Source organism: Streptomyces liangshanensis, assembly GCF_011694815.1.
Taxonomy (GTDB): domain Bacteria; phylum Actinomycetota; class Actinomycetes; order Streptomycetales; family Streptomycetaceae; genus Streptomyces; species Streptomyces liangshanensis.
Window position 1 is genome coordinate 4,721,887 of record NZ_CP050177.1, and the last position, 14,979, is coordinate 4,736,865.

Below are 14,979 nucleotides of genomic sequence, written 5' to 3' on the forward strand. Positions count from 1 at the left end.
TTGCCGAACTGTGGAGTCTGTGATGCGGTCTGCCCCCGAGGTGCCCTCGTTCGCTGTGATCCCCGGCGCCCAGGTGGCCCGGGTCCTCGATGGCCGGCACCAGGAGGTGGTCGGGCTGATCGAGGCCGCGTACCGGCTCCACGGTGCGGGCGACACGGTCAACCCGCCCTCGTACTTCCTGCGTTTCCCCGACCGCCCGTCCTCGCGGATCATCGCGCTCCCGGCGTCGCTGGGCGGCGGGGACGCGGTCGACGGGATCAAGTGGATCTCCAGCTTCCCGGAGAACGTGGCGGCGGGCATCCCGCGCGCCTCCGCCGTACTGATCCTCAACGACCACGACACGGGCTACCCGCTGGCGTGCCTGGAGAGCTCCATCATCAGCGCGGTGCGCACCGCCGCGTCCGCCGTGCTGGCCGCGCGGACCCTGACCGAGGGGCGCGAACGGCCCCCGCGCGTGGGCTTCTTCGGGGTCGGGCTGATCGCCCGCTTCATCCACCAGTTCCTCGCCGGGACCGGCTGGGCCTTCGAGGAGACGGGGGTGTACGACCTGTCCGCCGAGCACGCCGGCGGGTTCGCCGCCTACCTGGAGACGACGGGCGACAACGGCAAGGTCACGGTCCACGACAGCGCCGAGGAGCTGATCCGTACCAGCGACCTCGTGGTCTTCGCGACGGTCGCGGGCACCCCGCACGTCACCGACCCGGCGTGGTTCTCGCACCACCCCCTGGTCCTGCACGTCTCGCTGCGTGACCTGTCGCCCGAGGTGATCCTGTCGGCCGTCAACGTGGTCGACGACGTGGAGCACTGCCTCAAGGCCGACACCTCCGTGCACCTGGCGGAACAGCGCACCGGGAAGCGGGACTTCCTCGACGGGACCCTGTACGACGTGCTGACCGGGGACCTCGCGATCCCCCAGGACCGGCCGGTGGTCTTCTCGCCCTTCGGGCTCGGCGTCCTGGACCTGGCGCTCGGCAAGCACATCTACGACACCCTGCGCGACGGCGGCGAACTCGCCGTCGTGGACGAGTTCTTCCACGAGATGCGCCGCTACGGCTGAGGAATGAGACCTGCTGTGACCACTTTGCTCGACAACCCGCCCCGCCCGGCACGGACCGGGCGGGGCCCCTTCACCGTACGGGTCGAGGAGCGCGAACTCGCCCCGCACCAACCCCTCGACCTCTACGCCGAGTTGGCCGCCTCGTACGAAGGCGCGGCGCAGGAGGTGTTCGTGCTGGAGAGCGTCCCCGGCCCCGGGCAGTCCCCGGGCGCCACGGTCGTGGGCCACGGCGTGCTCGCCGAGATACGGGTCCACGGCGACCGGATCGCCCTCTCCGGCGCCCCCGCCGTCGTCGCCGCCCTCACGGAGAGCGCGGCGCGGCTCGGCGTCGGGACGCTGCCCGGGGGCGAGCTGGCCCCGCGCGACTCCGCGCAGGTGTGGGACGTCCTGCGGGCGGCCCAGGGCCTGTTCGCCGTCGAGACCGGGCGCCCCCTCGACACGTACGCCTTCGGGTTCCTCGCGACCTTCGGGTACGGCTCCGCCTGGCACATGGAGGAGCTGCCGGCCCGCCGCCGGCGGCCCGGCGCGGACGCCGACCCGGACATCGTCCTGAGCCTGTTCCGCGACACCCTCTGGTACGGGCCCGGCTCCACCGGCGTGCGCCGCCTCACCGCGCGGAGCGACGCCTTCGGGCCCGCCCCGGACCACGACCCGGTCGGCGCGGCCCTGGCCGCCGTCGCCTCGCGCGACGGGTCCGTGGCCGGGGCGGAGCTGCCCGCCGCGCCCCGCCCGCGCTCGGTACGGGACAGCTCCGACGAGGCGACGTTCCTCGGCCGGGCCGACCGGTGCCTGCGGCACATCGGCGTCGGCGACATCTACCAGATCCAGATCGGCCACCGCATCGACGTCGACACCGCGCTCGGCCCCTTCGAGGTGTACCGGCGGCTGCGGCACCGCAACCCCTCCCCGTACATGTACCTCCTGCCGCGCGCCGGCCGGACCGTCATCGGGGCGAGCCCCGAGGTCCTCTTCCGCGCCGAGGGCGACGAGGTCGTGATGCGGCCCATCGCCGGGACGGCCCCGCGCAGCGGGCGGCCGGAGACGGACGAGCCGCGGGTCGCCGCGCTGGTGGCCAGCGAGAAGGAACGCGCCGAGCACGTGATGCTCGTCGACCTGTGCCGCAACGACGTGGGACGGGTCAGTGTGCCCGGCTCGCTGGAGGCCACGGGGCTGATGGCCCTGGAGACGTTCTCGCACGTCTTCCACCTGGTCTCCACGGTGCGCGGCACCCTCGCCGAGGGTCACGACACCTGGTCGGTGCTGGGCGCGACCTTCCCGGCCGGCACGGTCACCGGCGCCCCCAAGATCCGCGCCATGGAGATCATCGAGGAGCTGGAGAGCGAACCGCGCGGGATGTACGCGGGCGCGGTCGGGCTGATCGACCTGCGGGGCTGGAGCCAACTCGCCCTGTGCATCAGGACGATCGTCCACGACGGCCGCACCGGCACGTACTCCACGCAGAGTTGCGCGGGCATCGTCGCCGACTCGTCGCCCGAGGCCGAGTGGCGCGAGACGCTGCACAAGATGGGCGCCGCCTACTGGGCCCTGACCGGTGAGGAGTTGCTGTCGTGAAGGTCCTTCTCGTCGACGCGTACGACAGCTTCACCCACATCATCGACCAGTACCTGCGCACCCTCGGGGCGGACACGGAGGTCGTCCGCTCCCGTACGCGCACCCCCGCCCAGCTCGCCGGACTGCTGCCCGACGCCGTGGTCCTCGGGCCCGGGCCCGGACACGCCGACGTCTCCGGGCATGTGGAGCTGGTGCGAGCCTTCGCCGGGCACGTCCCGCTGCTCGGCATCTGCCTGGGACACCAGGCGATCGCCCTGGCGTACGGGGGGCGCGTCACGGTCGCGGGGAGCCTCAAGCACGGCAAGACCAGCGAGGTGTCCCACGACGGGTCCGGGGTGTTCGAGGGCCTCGCCTCGCCGATGACGGCCACCCGCTACCACTCGCTGATCGTCCAGGAGCCCCTGCCGGGGCCGCTGGTGGCGACCGCGCACGCGCGGGACGACGGCTATGTGATGGGGCTGCGGCACCGCACGCTGCCCGTGGAGGGGGTGCAGTTCCACCCCGAGTCCATCACGACCGTCGGCGGGCTGCGCCTCATGGACAACTTCCTGTCCGGCGCCCGCCGGTACAGCCCGGCCCGGAGGGAGTCCCTTCATGGTGCGCGACGGTGAGGGGCGGGGCCTGCCCCTGCCCGGCGAGTCCGACGGACCGGTCCTGTCCGGCGAGGCGGGCGGACCGGTCCCGCCCCGCGAGTCCGACGGGCGGGTGACCCTGCCCGCGGCCCAGCAGCCCGACTGGCCCGACCCGGCCGGCGTCGAGGCGGTCCGCGCCGAACTGCGCGGCGCCCTGCCCCTGGTGATCCCCGGCGAGTGCGACCTGCTCACGTCGCGGATCGCGGCGGTCGCGCGCGGGGAGGCGTTCCTGCTCCAGGGCGGTGACTGCGCCGAGACGTTCGCGGGCGTCCAGGCCGATCCCGTACGCGCCAAGGTCCGCACCCTGCTCCAGATGGCGCTGGTCCTCACCTACGCGGCCGCCGTCCCGGTGGTGAAGGTCGGCCGGATGGCCGGCCAGTACGCCAAGCCCCGCTCGGAGGCGACCGAGACCCGCGACGGCCTCACCCTGCCCGCCTACCGGGGCGACGCGGTCAACGACGTCGCCTTCACGCCCGAGGCGCGGGCCCTCGACCCGCGGCGGCTGCTGCGCACGCACCAGGCGGCGGCGGCCACGCTCAACCTCATCCGCGCCTTCACGACGGGCGGTTACGCGGACCTGCGCCAGGCCCACGCCTGGAACCAGGATTTCGTCGCGCGTTCACCTGTCGGGGACCGCTATGCGGAATTGGCGATTCAGATAGACCAGGCGCTGAATTTCATGCGGGCCTGCGGAATCGACGAACCGGTGCAGCACGCCGTCGAATTCTTCGTGAGCCACGAGGGGCTCCTCCTCGATTACGAGGAGCCTCTCGTCCGGGAGGATCCGCTGACCGGACGGATGTACTCGTCCAGCGGGCATATGCTCTGGATCGGCGAACGCACCCGGCAACTCGACGGGGCGCACGTGGAGTTCTTCTCCAGGATCGCCAACCCGATCGCGGTGAAGCTCGGTCCCGGCACGAGCGCGGACACCGTCCTGTCGCTGATCGACCGGCTCGACCCGCAGCGCGAGCCCGGGCGGCTGACCTTCGTCGTACGGATGGGGTCGGAGCTGGTACGTGACCGGCTGCCCCCGCTGGTGGAGAAGGCCGCGGGGCACGGGGCGGCGGTGACGTGGGTGTGCGATCCCATGCACGGCAACACCTTCAAGGCCCCGTCCGGGCACAAGACCCGCAGCTTCGACGCGATCGCCGACGAGGTCAAGGGCTTCTTCGAGGTGCACCACGACCTCGGCACGCATCCGGGCGGCCTGCACCTGGAGTTCACGGGCGGTGACGTCACCGAGTGCGTGGGCGGCGGTACGGACGTACTGCTGGAGGATCTCGCCGACCGGTACGAGTCGGCGTGCGACCCGCGGCTCAACCGCACCCAGTCCCTCGATCTGGCATTCCTCGTCGCCGGAATGTACAGCCCCGGATAGCCCGTGCACCACAGGTGACATCGGCTTTATCGCCGGACCCCGCGCAGTGAAGGCCCGGCGATATTGGACCGAAGCCGCCCCTTCCTAATGTTCTGGCTGTCGGACCAAACAGCAGGTCGGAACATACGGGGAGACAGAGAAATGACGCTCGTCAAGGTAGCCAGGAGAATCCGTACCCTCGCCGTCGTCACCGCGGCCGGCGCGGCGATATGCGTGTCGACGCAGATCGCCGCGCAGGCCGCGACGCAGCCCGCGACGGGTAAGACGACGGTGGGTGTCGCCGGCTCGTACGCCACCGCCTCCCACGGCGTCGTCGCCGAGGGCGAGAACCCGTGGCCGCTCGTCGTGACCGACGAGAACCCGTGGCCGGCGCCGAAGAGCGACGAGAACCCCTGGCCCGTGACGACGGACGGCGAGAACCCGTGGCCCGCCCCGCAGGGCGAGAACCCGTGGCCCGCCGGTGACGGCGAGAACCCCTGGCCCGTCGCGTCCGACGAGAACCCCTGGCCCGCCGACCCGGACGGCGAGAACCCGTGGCCCACGTCGGTCACGGCGTCCTGAACGGGCCGGGGTCCACCCGTACCCACGAAGGAGAAGACCAGTGACGACCCTCATCCCGTCGGACATCCACCCCGCGGTCCCGGCCGCGCCGGCCGCCCCGGTTGTCCCGTCGGAACCGGAGCGGGAGGGGCGTACGTGGCCCCGCCTCCTCCAGGACGTGCTGCGCGGCCGTGACCTGGCCGCGCCGGACACGGCCTGGGTGATGGACCAGGTGATGCGGGGGCAGGCCACCCCCGCGCAGATCGCCGGCTTCCTGGTCGCCCTGCGGGCCAAGGGCGAGACGGTGGGGGAGCTGGAAGGACTCGTCCGGGGCATGCTCGACCACGCCGTACGCATCGACGTGCCGGGCCGGACGGTCGACGTGGTGGGCACCGGAGGGGACGGCGCCCGCACCGTCAACATCTCGACCATGTCCGCGATCGTCGCGGCGGGGGCGGGGGCGCGGGTGGTCAAGCACGGGAATCGCGCGGCCAGTTCGGCGTCCGGCTCCGCGGATGTGCTGGAGGCCCTGGGGGTCACGCTGCGGCTGCCGCCGCGGCGGGTGGCGGAACTGGTCGACGAGGCCGGCATCACGTTCTGCTTCGCGCCGGACTTCCACCCGGCGATGCGGCACGCGGCGGGGCCCCGGAAGGAACTGGGCATCCCCACCGTCTTCAACGCGCTGGGCCCGCTGACCAACCCGGCGGCGCCGACCGCGCAGGCGATCGGGGTGGCCGATGCCCGGTTGCTGCCGCTGATCGCCGGGGTGCTGGCGCGGCGGGGTGGTACGGGGCTGGTGTTCCGCGGGGACGACGGGCTGGACGAGCTGACCGTCACCACGACCTCGACCGTGTGGGTCGTGGGGGAGGGGGAGGTGCGTTCGGAGCGCTTCGATCCGCGGGACGTCGGGATCGCGTTCGCGCCGGTCGAGGCGTTGCGGGGGGCGGACGCGGAGTTCAACGCGGGGGTCGCGCGGCGGGTGTTGGCGGGTGAGCGGGGGCCGGTGCGGGACGCGGTGCTGCTCTCCGCCGGCGCGGCGCTGGCCGCCGTGGAGGTTTCCGGTGCGGGGGGTTCCGTGACGGGGCGTTCGGTGACGGAGCGGCTCGCGGACGGGGTGGCCGCCGCCGCGGTGGCCATTGACTCGGGGGCGGCGGAAGGGGTGTTGGGGGCGTGGGTTCTGGCTTCGGGGGTGGTGGTGTCCGGGGGGCGGGTCGGTGTGTTGTCCTCAAGCGCCGGACGGGCTTGATTCGGGCGGGGGTTGGGTGCGGGTCGGTGGTCGGTGCTGTTCGGGTGTCCTCAAGCGCCGGACGGGCTTGATTGTTGCCAGGGTTCTGCCCCGCCGGGGGTCGGCGGGGCAGGGCCCTGTGGGGGTGGGGGTGGTCATCGGGTCGTGGCCGGCTCCGGGAGGGGGGTGGGGTCGGGGGCCGGGGACTTGGTGTCCTTGCGGATCCAGGTCAGGGCCGGGGAGGTGACCGCCGTGGTGATCAGGGCCATCAGGACCAGGATCGTGAAGAGCCGCTGGCTGATCACGCCCAGTTCCAGGCCCAAGTTGAGGACCACCAGTTCCGTCAGGCCGCGGCAGTTCATCAGCGCCCCTATCGACAGGGCGTCGCGCCACGACTGGCCCGCCGCCCGCGCCGCCGCCGTGCTCCCGCCCCACTTGCCGATCACCGCGACCGCCAGGACCGCGAGGGCCCACAACCACTGCACCGGGTCGCCGGCCAGCAGGGAGACGTCCGTGCGGAGGCCGGTCGAGACGAAGAACAGCGGGAGCAGGACCGGGACGGCGAACGCGCGCAGGCGGGCGCCGGACCGTTCGACGGCGCGCGAGCCCCGCGGGGTGACCACGCCGAAGACGAACGCGCCGAACAGCGCGTGCACCCCGATCCGGTCGGTGGCCAGCGCCGACAGGCACAGGCCGCTGAACAGCACGACCAGCACCACGCTGTCCGCGCTCTTCGCGGTACGCGCCGACCAGCGGGCCATCAGCGGCTTCACGACGAGCAGCATGAGCCCCAGGAACGCCGCCGCCATCAGCGCCGTCGTCAGGGCCTCGGCCGGCGAGCCGCTGGTGGTCACGGCGACCACGGCGGCCAGCAGGCACCACGCGGTGACGTCGTCCACGGCCGCGCACGCCATGGCGAGCGAGCCGAGCCGGGTCCCGTACAGGTCCCGGTCGGTGAGGATGCGGGCCAGCACGGGGAACGCCGTGATGCTCATGGACACCGCGATGAACAGCACGAACGCCGTCTTGTCCACGCCGGGCGGCGCGAACGTCCCGTACATGGCCAGGGCGAGCAGGGCCCCCAGCGCCAGGGGCAGCGCGATGCTCGCCTGACTCACGGCCAGGGCGGTCTTGCTGTGCCCGCGCAGGCCCCCGGTGTCGAGCTCCAGGCCGACGAGGAACATGAAGGCCAGCAAGCCGAGGTTGCCGATCGCGGAGATGTACGGCAACACCGTGTCCGGGAACAGCCAGGCCTGCGCGTCGGGCGAGATCCAGCCCAGCAGGGACGGGCCGAGCATGATGCCGATGGTGATCTCGCCGATGACCGGGGGCTGGCCGAGCCGGCGCACGAGCAGCGCCCCCGCCTGGCAGGCCAGGATCACGACGGGGATCGCGACGAGCAGGTCCGGCAGGGGGTCAGGAGCCGACATGGCCCGCTCCTTCCTTCGCGTCGGTGGTGGCGTCCGACCAGCGCGCGTAGCGCCGCCGGGCGTAGAGCAGCGGCTCCGCGGTGTCGTGCTGGGTGACCCGGTGGACCCGGACGAACACCGCGGTGTGGTCGCCGACCTCCTCCGTACCCACCACGGCGCAGTCCGCGATGGCGTGCGCGGCGGCCGTCAGGTGCGGGCCGCCGGCGCCCAGCGGCAGCCGCCACTCCGTACGGGCGAACCGGTCGGCGGCCCCCGACGCGAACAGGTCGGAGGTGTCGCGGGCGTCCTCGTGGAGCAGGTTGAGCGCCAACTGCCCGCTGCCGAGGACCGCCTGCGTGGTCGGGCCCGCCGTGCGCAGGCAGACGACCAGGGTGGGCGGGTGCAGGGCGACGCTCGCCAGCGAACTGCACGTCATGCCGTGCGGGGTGCCGCCGGCGCCGGTGGTGGTCACCACGGAGACACCGGACGGGAAGCCGCCCATCAACGGGCGTATGTCGGCTTCGGTGATCGGCGGTTCGGTCATGGTTCTCCTCATCTCGGACGTCGTGCCGCGCGCCCGGCAGCCCGGGCGGCGGAAGGCGCCCCGGGCCGCCGGGCGCGCGGCACGGACGGCTACTTGCCGTGCAACTGGAGCAGCGATTCGTACGTGCTCGGCAGGGTGTTGAGCAGCTCCTGCTGCTCCTTCTTGACCTGCCCGAACATCGCCTGGGCGGCGGCGACGGACTCCGGCTTGTGGTTGAGGACCGGCAGCGGGGCGTCCGGCTCCAGGCCGAGGCCGGCGAAGATGCAGTAGTAGCGCTCGTTGGTCCAGAAGTTCCGGAACTCCGCCTCGAAGTTCCCGTAGTACGTGGAGTCGTCCGTGATCGCGGAATTCACCGCCAGACCGGACTTGTAGATCTCGATCTTCTCGCGGATGCTGTCGGGGAGCTTCAGTTCCTTGTTGGCCCGCCAGAACGGGGTGTCGTTGCGGGGCGCGAAGTAGAAGTGCGTCTGGATGAAGTCGCGGGTGTCGTCGAACATCACCTCGATTTCCTTGTTGAAGTTGTTGATGAGCGCGTCGTTGAACGTCTTGTCCGGGAAGTGCTTCGCCAACTGGTAGACCGCGGCGGTGATGAAGTAGATACCGGTCGACTCCAGCGGCTCCAGGAACGCGGTCGACAGGCCGATTCCCACCACGTTCTTCACCCAGGCGCGGCGGTTGCGGCCGACCCGGAACTTCACGTGGTTGAACTTGGTGGTCTCCGGGTCGAGGTCCCACAGGTCGCAGAATTCCTGGGTGGCCTCCTCCTGCGTGGTGAACTTGCTGGAGTAGACATAGCCGGTGCCGAAACGGCCCAGCATCGGGATCTTCCAGGTCCACCCGGACGACATCGCGATGGCCGAGGTGAAGGGCTCCACCCCGTTCGCCTCGTCGTCGTGCGGCACCGCGGTGGCGACCGCCCGGTCGCACAGCAGCAGGTCGCTCATGTCGATGAAGGGCTCCTCCATCGCCTTGTTCATGAGCAGGCTGCGGAAGCCCGAGCAGTCCACGAACAGGTCGGCCTCCAGGACCTTCCCGGACTTGGTGTGCAGCGCGTGGATGTAGCCGCGCTCGTCCTTCTCGGCGTACGTCATCTCGTCCTGGACGTGGTGCACGCCCTGCTTCTCGGTGGAGAAGCGGCGCAGGAAGTCCGCCACGAGCGCGGCGTCGAAGTGCCAGGCGTACCGGGTCGGCGAGGTGCCGTCGAGGTGCCGCGGGGACTTCTTGGCGTCCATCAGGGGCGCCTCACGGAAGCACGCGTAGTCGTACGGCTCGTCCGTCTTCCCCTCGTACTTGTTCTTGAACCAGTAGTGCGACATCGGGGTGTTGTCGTGGTCGGGGCTGATCCCGAACGGGTGGTAGAAGTGGTCCGGCCCGCCCTTCTCCAGCTCCCGGGGGCCGGCCTGGCCCTTGCCGCCCGTACGCCAGTTGACGAACCGGACCGCCATCTTGTAACTGGCGTTGCACTCCCGCATCCAGTCCTCCTCGGCGATGCCGAGGAAATCGAAGAGGACGCGGTGCAGATTGGGGACGGTGGCTTCGCCGACACCGATACGAGGAATGCTCGGCGCCTCCAGCACCGTGATGTCGACCGTGTTCTGAAGGGCCTTGCCGAGATACGCGGCGGTCATCCAGCCGGCCGTACCGCCGCCGAGGATGACAACCTTCTTGATGGCGACGTCTTGTGCGGATCGGGTGCCGGTCATATCGAAGTCTCTCTTCCGTCCTGACTCTGCGGATGGGTATCTGTGGCGTGAATGAGCGTCGACGGACCCCCTACGGCGCATCTATAGCGGACCGGAAAAGGCCGAATGGGATCGCCCCCGCCCCGGCGTATGGAGGACGTATAGCGCGCGGGGTCAGCCTCGAACCCGTTGATTCCGCACTCGCAACCCCCCAGTAGAGGATGGCTGCATCACATGCCGAGCACAGAAGGGAAGCCCGAGGCGGGGCTGAAAGGCATCCTCTCCACGGTGGGAGGAACCCCCCTCGTAGAACTCGAACGGCTGATTCCCGGGTTCACCTCGCGGGTGTACGCCAAGGTGGAGCGTTTCAACCCCGGTGGCAGCGTCAAGGACCGCTCCGCGCTCAGCATGGTCGTCACCCGGATCAGGAGCGGAGAACTCGTCCCGGGCAGATCCACCGTCATCGAGTCCAGTTCGGGGAATCTCGCGATCGGCCTCGCGCAGATCTGCGGCTACTACGGACTACGGCTCATCTGCGTGGTGGACACCCGCACCACCCGCCAGAACATCGGGATCCTGCGCGCCTACGGCGCCGAGGTCGACATCGTCACCGAACCCGACCCCGTCACCGGCGAGCTGCTGCCGGCCCGGCTGCACCGGGTCGCCGACCTGATGGCCCGTACGCCCGACGCGTACTGGCCCGACCAGTACGCCAACCCCCTCAACCCGCGGGCCCACCGCACCACCATGCGGGAGATCGCCGAGGCCCTCGACGGCAAGGTCGACCAGCTCGTCGTGGCCGCCGGGACCAGCGGCACGCTCAGCGGCTGCGCCCAGTACATCCGCCGCCACCACCTGGGCACCGTCGTCAACGCGGTGGACGCTGTCGGCAGTGTCCTGTTCGAGTCGACCGCCAGTTGCGCGCGGCTCGTTCCCGGGCACGGCGCGTCCGTCGTACCGAAGCTCCTCAGGCGCTCCGACGCCGACCGGGTCGTCCACGTCGGTGACCTGGACTGCGTGGTGGGCTGCCGCACCCTGGTCGGCCGCGAGGCGATCCTCGCCGGCGGCTCCTCGGGTGCGGTCGTCTCCGCGCTGGTGAAACTCGCGCCCACGATCGAGCCCGGCTCCAACGTGGTCGTCGTCCTGCCCGACGGGGGCGACCGCTATCTCGACACGATCTACGACGACGACTGGGTGCGCACCCATTTCGGTGAGGTCGAACACCTGTGGAAGAACCAGGTCCGCGACGCCCCGACCGGCCAACTGGCTGATATAGGCCAGTCATAGCGGTGTCTTTCACCATGGAAGAACCGAATTACCGATCCGCGAAATCCTGAACTCCGGAGGAAACGATGACCACCCAGATCGCCGACCTCGACAGCGGGAGCAAGGCCCAGATCAAGGAGATCGTCTGCGACATCCTGGAACTGGAGCCCGAGGAGCTCACCGAGACCAGCCTCTTCAAGGAGGAGCACGACGCGGACTCGCTGCGCACCATCGAGATCCTCGCCGCGCTGGAGCGCACCTTCGGCCTCACCCTGGAGCAGGCGGAGCTGAGCCGGATGGTCAACCTGACCGGCGTGTACGCCGTGGTCGCGGAGGCCGAGGGAAAGTGAGCGCGCCGACCGACACCGCCGTACGAGCGGCCGGCCCGGACGGGCGGCGGGAGACCGCCGGACACCGGGAGACCGGCAGGCACCGCGTGGTGATCACCGGCCTCGGCGTGGTGACCAGCATCGGTACCGGGGTCGACGCCTTCGCCGAGGGGCTGCGGGCCGGACGGAGCGGGGCCAAGCCCATCTCCGCGTTCGACACCACCGGCTTCGCCCACTCCAACGCCTGCGAGATCACCGACTTCGAGCCCGAGGCGTGGCTGCGCGAGCTGTCGGCCGACGAGCTGGGCCGGGCCGCGCAGTTCGCGGTCGCGGGCAGCCGGATGGCCGTGGCGGACGCGGGACTCGCCGAGGAGGACGTACAGGCCAGGCGGACCCTGGTGTCGATCGGTACGACCGACGGGGAGTCCAGGGACCTGGACCACCTCACCGCGCTCCAGGTCACCGAGGGCCAGGACCGGCTGGACGCGACCGTCGCCCGCCGGGTGTGGCCGGGCCGGCTCTCCGCCGGCATCGTCCGTGAACTGGGCCTGGAGGACGTGGAGACGGTCACCGTCCCCACCGCCTGCGCGGCCGGCAACTACGCGGTCGGCTACGGCTACGACGCGATCAGCTCGGGCGACGTCGAGATGGCCCTGTGCGGCGGCGCCGACGCGCTGTGCCGCAAGACCTTCACCGGCTTCTACCGGCTCGGCACCATCGCGCCCGACGTGTGCCGCCCCTTCGACACCGACCGGCAGGGCATCCTGACCGGCGAGGGCGCCGGCATCCTGCTCATGGAGTCGCTGGAGTCCGCGCTGGCCCGCGGCGCCCGGATCTACGCCGAGGTGCTCGGGTACGGGTTGTCCTGCGACGCCAGCCACCCCGTGGCGCCCGACCGGGACTCCATCGCCCGCTGCATCACGGCCGCGCACCGCAACGCCGGGATCGAGGCGTCCGACGTGGACTTCATCTCGGCCCACGGCACCGGCACCCGCGCCAACGACGTGACCGAGGTCGGCGCGATCCGCCAGGTGTTCGGCGACGAGCTGCCGCGCACGGTCTCCATCAAGTCGATGATCGGCCACACCATGGGCGCGGCGAGCGCCCTGGCCTCCGCGGCCTGCTCGCTCGCGCTCAGGGAGGGCTTCATCCCCCCGACGATCAACCACCGCACGACGGACCCGGAGTGCGGCGTCGACTGCGTGCCCAACGAGGCGGTCGAGGCCGAACTGAAGGTCGTCCAGAACAACGGCCTCGCCTTCGGCGGCAACAACGCGGTCCTCGTGCTGGGCCGTTGGGACGACGACGCCTCCGAGCAGGCCAACGGCTCTTCGCAGGAAAGGAGTTGAACAGCATGGCAACCGAAGCGGACCAGCACGGCGCACAGGACCTGGTCATCTCGGGCTGGGCCGTGTCCTCCCCGTACGGACTGGGCCGGGAGGCGTTCGGCGAGGGACTGCGCGCCCGGCGGCGCGCGGTCGCCGCGGTGGACGGCGACCGGTGGCCGGTGCCCTACGAGGAGGCCGGGCTCATCCCCGGCTTCGACATCAAGAGCGTGCTGGGCCGCAAGGGCACCCGCTCCATGGACCGGGCCACCGGGATCGCCGTCACCACCGTGGGGACGCTCCTGGAGGACTACGGCCAGGAGCTGGCCGCCCACCCCGAGTCGACGGGCCTGGTGCTCGGCACCTCGGGCAGCGTGCAGTCCATCATGGACTTCACGAAGGACGCCCTGACCGGCGACAAGCCCTACCTGGTCGACCCGGCGCGCTTCCCCAACACGGTGATGAACTGCCCCACCGGGCAGAGCGCCATCCGGCACACCCTCAAGGGCCCCAACGTCACCGTCTCCGGCGGCGCCGCCACCGCCCTGCTCGCCCTCAACTACGCGTCCCGGCTGCTGCGCGGGCAGCACGCCACGGCCCTGCTGGCCGGCGCCGCCGAGGAGTTCTCGGTGCAGCGCGCCCGCCTGGAGCAGGTCGCCGACCACGGCGGGGCCGAGGCGCCGCCGCTCGGCGAGGGCGCCGCGCTCTTCCTCCTGGAGAGCGGACAGGCCGCCCACGACAGCGGCCGCACGGTCCTGGCCACCGTCCTCGGCTGCCGCTTCCGGGCCTTCCGGTCCGTCGACCGGGCCTCCGCCGGGCTGCGGACGTGCGTGGACGACGTCCTGCGCGCCGCCGGGGCGGACCCCGGCGACGTGGCCCTGGTCGCCCCCGGCACCCCGCCGGGCCTCCTCGGCAAGGAGGAGACCTCGGCGCTCGACACCGTGGGCGGTACGCGGCTCGCCGTACGCCCGCTGCTCGGGGACGCGACCGCCGCGTCGGCCGCCCTCCAACTGGCCGCGGTGCTCGCCACCCGGGCCGACGACCCGTCGCTGGCCGGCCGGCTGGCCCTGGTCACGGCGGTCGACCGGGACGGCACGGTGGGCGCGGCGCTCCTGCGGCTGGGCTGACGACACCGCCGTACCTCTCGTTCCTCTCGTCGGGCGGACCGCTCGACACACTGCCGAACACGCCGCCGAAAACACACCGCCGAAAACACACCGACGCACCAGAGAAAGGGCACGCCCATGTCCGACACCCCCAGGCCGGTCGCCCTCGTCACCGGCGGATCGCGCGGCATCGGGCGCGCCGTCGTCGAGGTCCTGGCACGCGACGGACACGACGTGGCCCTGTGCTACCGGTCCAACGACGAGGCCGCCGCGCTCGCCGTGAAGTCCGCCGAGGCGCACGGAGCGCGGGCCTTCGCCCAGCAGGTCGACGTGACCGACCGGGAGCAGGTACGCGCCTTCGTCACCCGGACCGAGCGGACGCTCGGTCCCGTCGACACCCTGGTCACCGCCGCCGGCATCGTCCGGGACAGCAACCTCGCGACGATGGCGGACGAGGACTGGGACGCCGTCGTGCGCACCAACCTCGACGGCACGTACAACTTCTGCCGGGCCGTGTCCTTCCCGATGCTCAAGCGCCGCCGCGGCACCGTCGTCACGCTGTCCTCGGTGGCCGCCGAGGGCCAGGCGGGACAGACCAACTACTCGGCGTCCAAGGCCGGGATCATCGGCTTCACCAAGGCCCTCGCCAAGGAGGGCGGCCGGGCCGGGCTGCGCGCCAACGTCGTGGCACCCGGATTCGTCCGTACGGACATGACCGGCGGCCTCTCCGAGAAGTACGCCAAGGACATGACCAAGCTCATCCCGCTCGGCCGGTTCGGCGAGCCGGAGGAGGTCGCCGAACTGGTCGGCTTCCTCGCCTCGCGGCGCGCCGCGTACATCACCGGGCAGGTCTTCTCCATCGACGGCGGCCTGGTCCTCTGACAGCCGGTCCTCCGGCACCCCGTACCCCA

The 14,979-nt window shown here is 71.6% G+C and carries 14 protein-coding genes; 11 read left to right on the forward strand and 3 right to left on the reverse strand.

What is annotated here, in order from left to right; genetic code table 11:
• Positions 1–22 precede the first annotated feature (22 nt).
• The 6 genes from sbnB to trpD all read left to right on the forward strand — a co-directional run bounded on the left by sbnB (position 23) and on the right by trpD (position 6,428).
• Positions 23–1,057 (forward strand): 2,3-diaminopropionate biosynthesis protein SbnB, encoded by a 1,035-nt coding sequence (gene sbnB / locus HA039_RS20520; protein WP_167032066.1) that lies wholly within the window; start codon positions 23–25, stop codon positions 1,055–1,057.
• A gap of 15 nt (positions 1,058–1,072) precedes the next feature.
• A complete protein-coding gene (locus HA039_RS20525; protein ID WP_243869622.1) occupies positions 1,073–2,629 on the forward strand; it encodes an anthranilate synthase component I family protein in 1,557 nt (518 codons plus the stop codon).
• Positions 2,626–3,240, forward strand: coding sequence for an anthranilate synthase component II (locus tag HA039_RS20530; RefSeq protein ID WP_167032072.1), 615 nt, complete (start codon positions 2,626–2,628; stop codon positions 3,238–3,240). Before HA039_RS20525 ends, HA039_RS20530 begins: the two co-directional genes overlap by 4 nt.
• Positions 3,224–4,642, forward strand: coding sequence for a class II 3-deoxy-7-phosphoheptulonate synthase (locus HA039_RS20535; RefSeq protein WP_167032075.1), 1,419 nt, complete (start codon positions 3,224–3,226; stop codon positions 4,640–4,642). Before HA039_RS20530 ends, HA039_RS20535 begins: the two co-directional genes overlap by 17 nt.
• A gap of 141 nt (positions 4,643–4,783) precedes the next feature.
• Positions 4,784–5,203: a hypothetical protein gene (locus HA039_RS20540; RefSeq protein ID WP_167032078.1), complete on the forward strand. Its 420-nt coding sequence runs from the start codon at positions 4,784–4,786 to the stop codon at positions 5,201–5,203.
• Between the two features lie 64 nt (positions 5,204–5,267).
• Positions 5,268–6,428 (forward strand): anthranilate phosphoribosyltransferase, encoded by a 1,161-nt coding sequence (gene trpD / locus HA039_RS20545; RefSeq protein WP_167037222.1) that lies wholly within the window; start codon positions 5,268–5,270, stop codon positions 6,426–6,428.
• A gap of 134 nt (positions 6,429–6,562) precedes the next feature.
• Here the strand turns inward: trpD and HA039_RS20550 are convergent, their stop codons facing one another.
• The 3 genes from HA039_RS20550 to HA039_RS20560 all read right to left on the reverse strand — a co-directional run bounded on the left by HA039_RS20550 (position 6,563) and on the right by HA039_RS20560 (position 10,063).
• Positions 6,563–7,837: a cation:proton antiporter gene (locus HA039_RS20550; RefSeq protein ID WP_167032081.1), complete on the reverse strand. Its 1,275-nt coding sequence runs from the start codon at positions 7,835–7,837 to the stop codon at positions 6,563–6,565.
• Positions 7,824–8,360 carry a flavin reductase family protein gene (locus tag HA039_RS20555; protein ID WP_167032084.1) on the reverse strand — a complete coding sequence of 179 codons (537 nt, stop codon included), beginning with the start codon at positions 8,358–8,360 and terminating at the stop codon, positions 7,824–7,826. The genes HA039_RS20550 and HA039_RS20555 overlap by 14 nt, the downstream gene beginning before the upstream one ends.
• Before the next feature lie 89 nt (positions 8,361–8,449).
• Positions 8,450–10,063: a tryptophan halogenase family protein gene (locus HA039_RS20560; protein WP_167032087.1), complete on the reverse strand. Its 1,614-nt coding sequence runs from the start codon at positions 10,061–10,063 to the stop codon at positions 8,450–8,452.
• Positions 10,064–10,276: 213 nt separating this feature from the next.
• Here HA039_RS20560 and sbnA point away from each other — a divergent pair, with 213 nt between their 5' ends.
• The 5 genes from sbnA to fabG all read left to right on the forward strand — a co-directional run bounded on the left by sbnA (position 10,277) and on the right by fabG (position 14,950).
• A complete protein-coding gene (gene sbnA, locus HA039_RS20565) occupies positions 10,277–11,329 on the forward strand; it encodes a 2,3-diaminopropionate biosynthesis protein SbnA (protein ID WP_167032090.1) in 1,053 nt (350 codons plus the stop codon).
• Positions 11,330–11,394: 65 nt separating this feature from the next.
• Positions 11,395–11,658, forward strand: coding sequence for an acyl carrier protein (locus HA039_RS20570; protein ID WP_161311493.1), 264 nt, complete (start codon positions 11,395–11,397; stop codon positions 11,656–11,658).
• 86 nt (positions 11,659–11,744) lie between these two features.
• Entirely contained in the window at positions 11,745–12,986 is a 1,242-nt protein-coding gene (locus tag HA039_RS20575) for a beta-ketoacyl-[acyl-carrier-protein] synthase family protein (RefSeq protein ID WP_167037225.1), read from the forward strand.
• A 5-nt stretch (positions 12,987–12,991) separates the two neighbouring features.
• On the forward strand, positions 12,992–14,089 hold the full coding sequence (locus HA039_RS20580) for a beta-ketoacyl synthase N-terminal-like domain-containing protein (protein WP_167032093.1): 1,098 nt from the start codon (positions 12,992–12,994) through the stop codon (positions 14,087–14,089).
• A 117-nt stretch (positions 14,090–14,206) separates the two neighbouring features.
• Positions 14,207–14,950, forward strand: a complete 744-nt coding sequence (gene fabG / locus HA039_RS20585; RefSeq protein WP_167032096.1) for a 3-oxoacyl-[acyl-carrier-protein] reductase — start codon at positions 14,207–14,209, stop codon at positions 14,948–14,950.
• Positions 14,951–14,979 lie beyond the last annotated feature (29 nt).

Bases quoted from the DNA above. Each gene is read 5' to 3' on its own strand.
- sbnB (WP_167032066.1), top strand. From the start codon at position 23: ATGCGGTCTGCCCCCGAGGTGCCCTCGTTCGCTGTGATCCCCGGCGCC.
- HA039_RS20535 (WP_167032075.1), top strand. From the start codon at position 3,224: ATGGTGCGCGACGGTGAGGGGCGGGGCCTGCCCCTGCCCGGCGAGTCC.
- HA039_RS20540 (WP_167032078.1), top strand. From the start codon at position 4,784: ATGACGCTCGTCAAGGTAGCCAGGAGAATCCGTACCCTCGCCGTCGTC.
- HA039_RS20550 (WP_167032081.1), bottom strand. From the start codon at position 7,837: ATGTCGGCTCCTGACCCCCTGCCGGACCTGCTCGTCGCGATCCCCGTC.
- HA039_RS20555 (WP_167032084.1), bottom strand. From the start codon at position 8,360: ATGACCGAACCGCCGATCACCGAAGCCGACATACGCCCGTTGATGGGC.
- HA039_RS20560 (WP_167032087.1), bottom strand. From the start codon at position 10,063: ATGACCGGCACCCGATCCGCACAAGACGTCGCCATCAAGAAGGTTGTC.
- sbnA (WP_167032090.1), top strand. From the start codon at position 10,277: ATGCCGAGCACAGAAGGGAAGCCCGAGGCGGGGCTGAAAGGCATCCTC.
- HA039_RS20570 (WP_161311493.1), top strand. From the start codon at position 11,395: ATGACCACCCAGATCGCCGACCTCGACAGCGGGAGCAAGGCCCAGATC.
- HA039_RS20580 (WP_167032093.1), top strand. From the start codon at position 12,992: ATGGCAACCGAAGCGGACCAGCACGGCGCACAGGACCTGGTCATCTCG.
- fabG (WP_167032096.1), top strand. From the start codon at position 14,207: ATGTCCGACACCCCCAGGCCGGTCGCCCTCGTCACCGGCGGATCGCGC.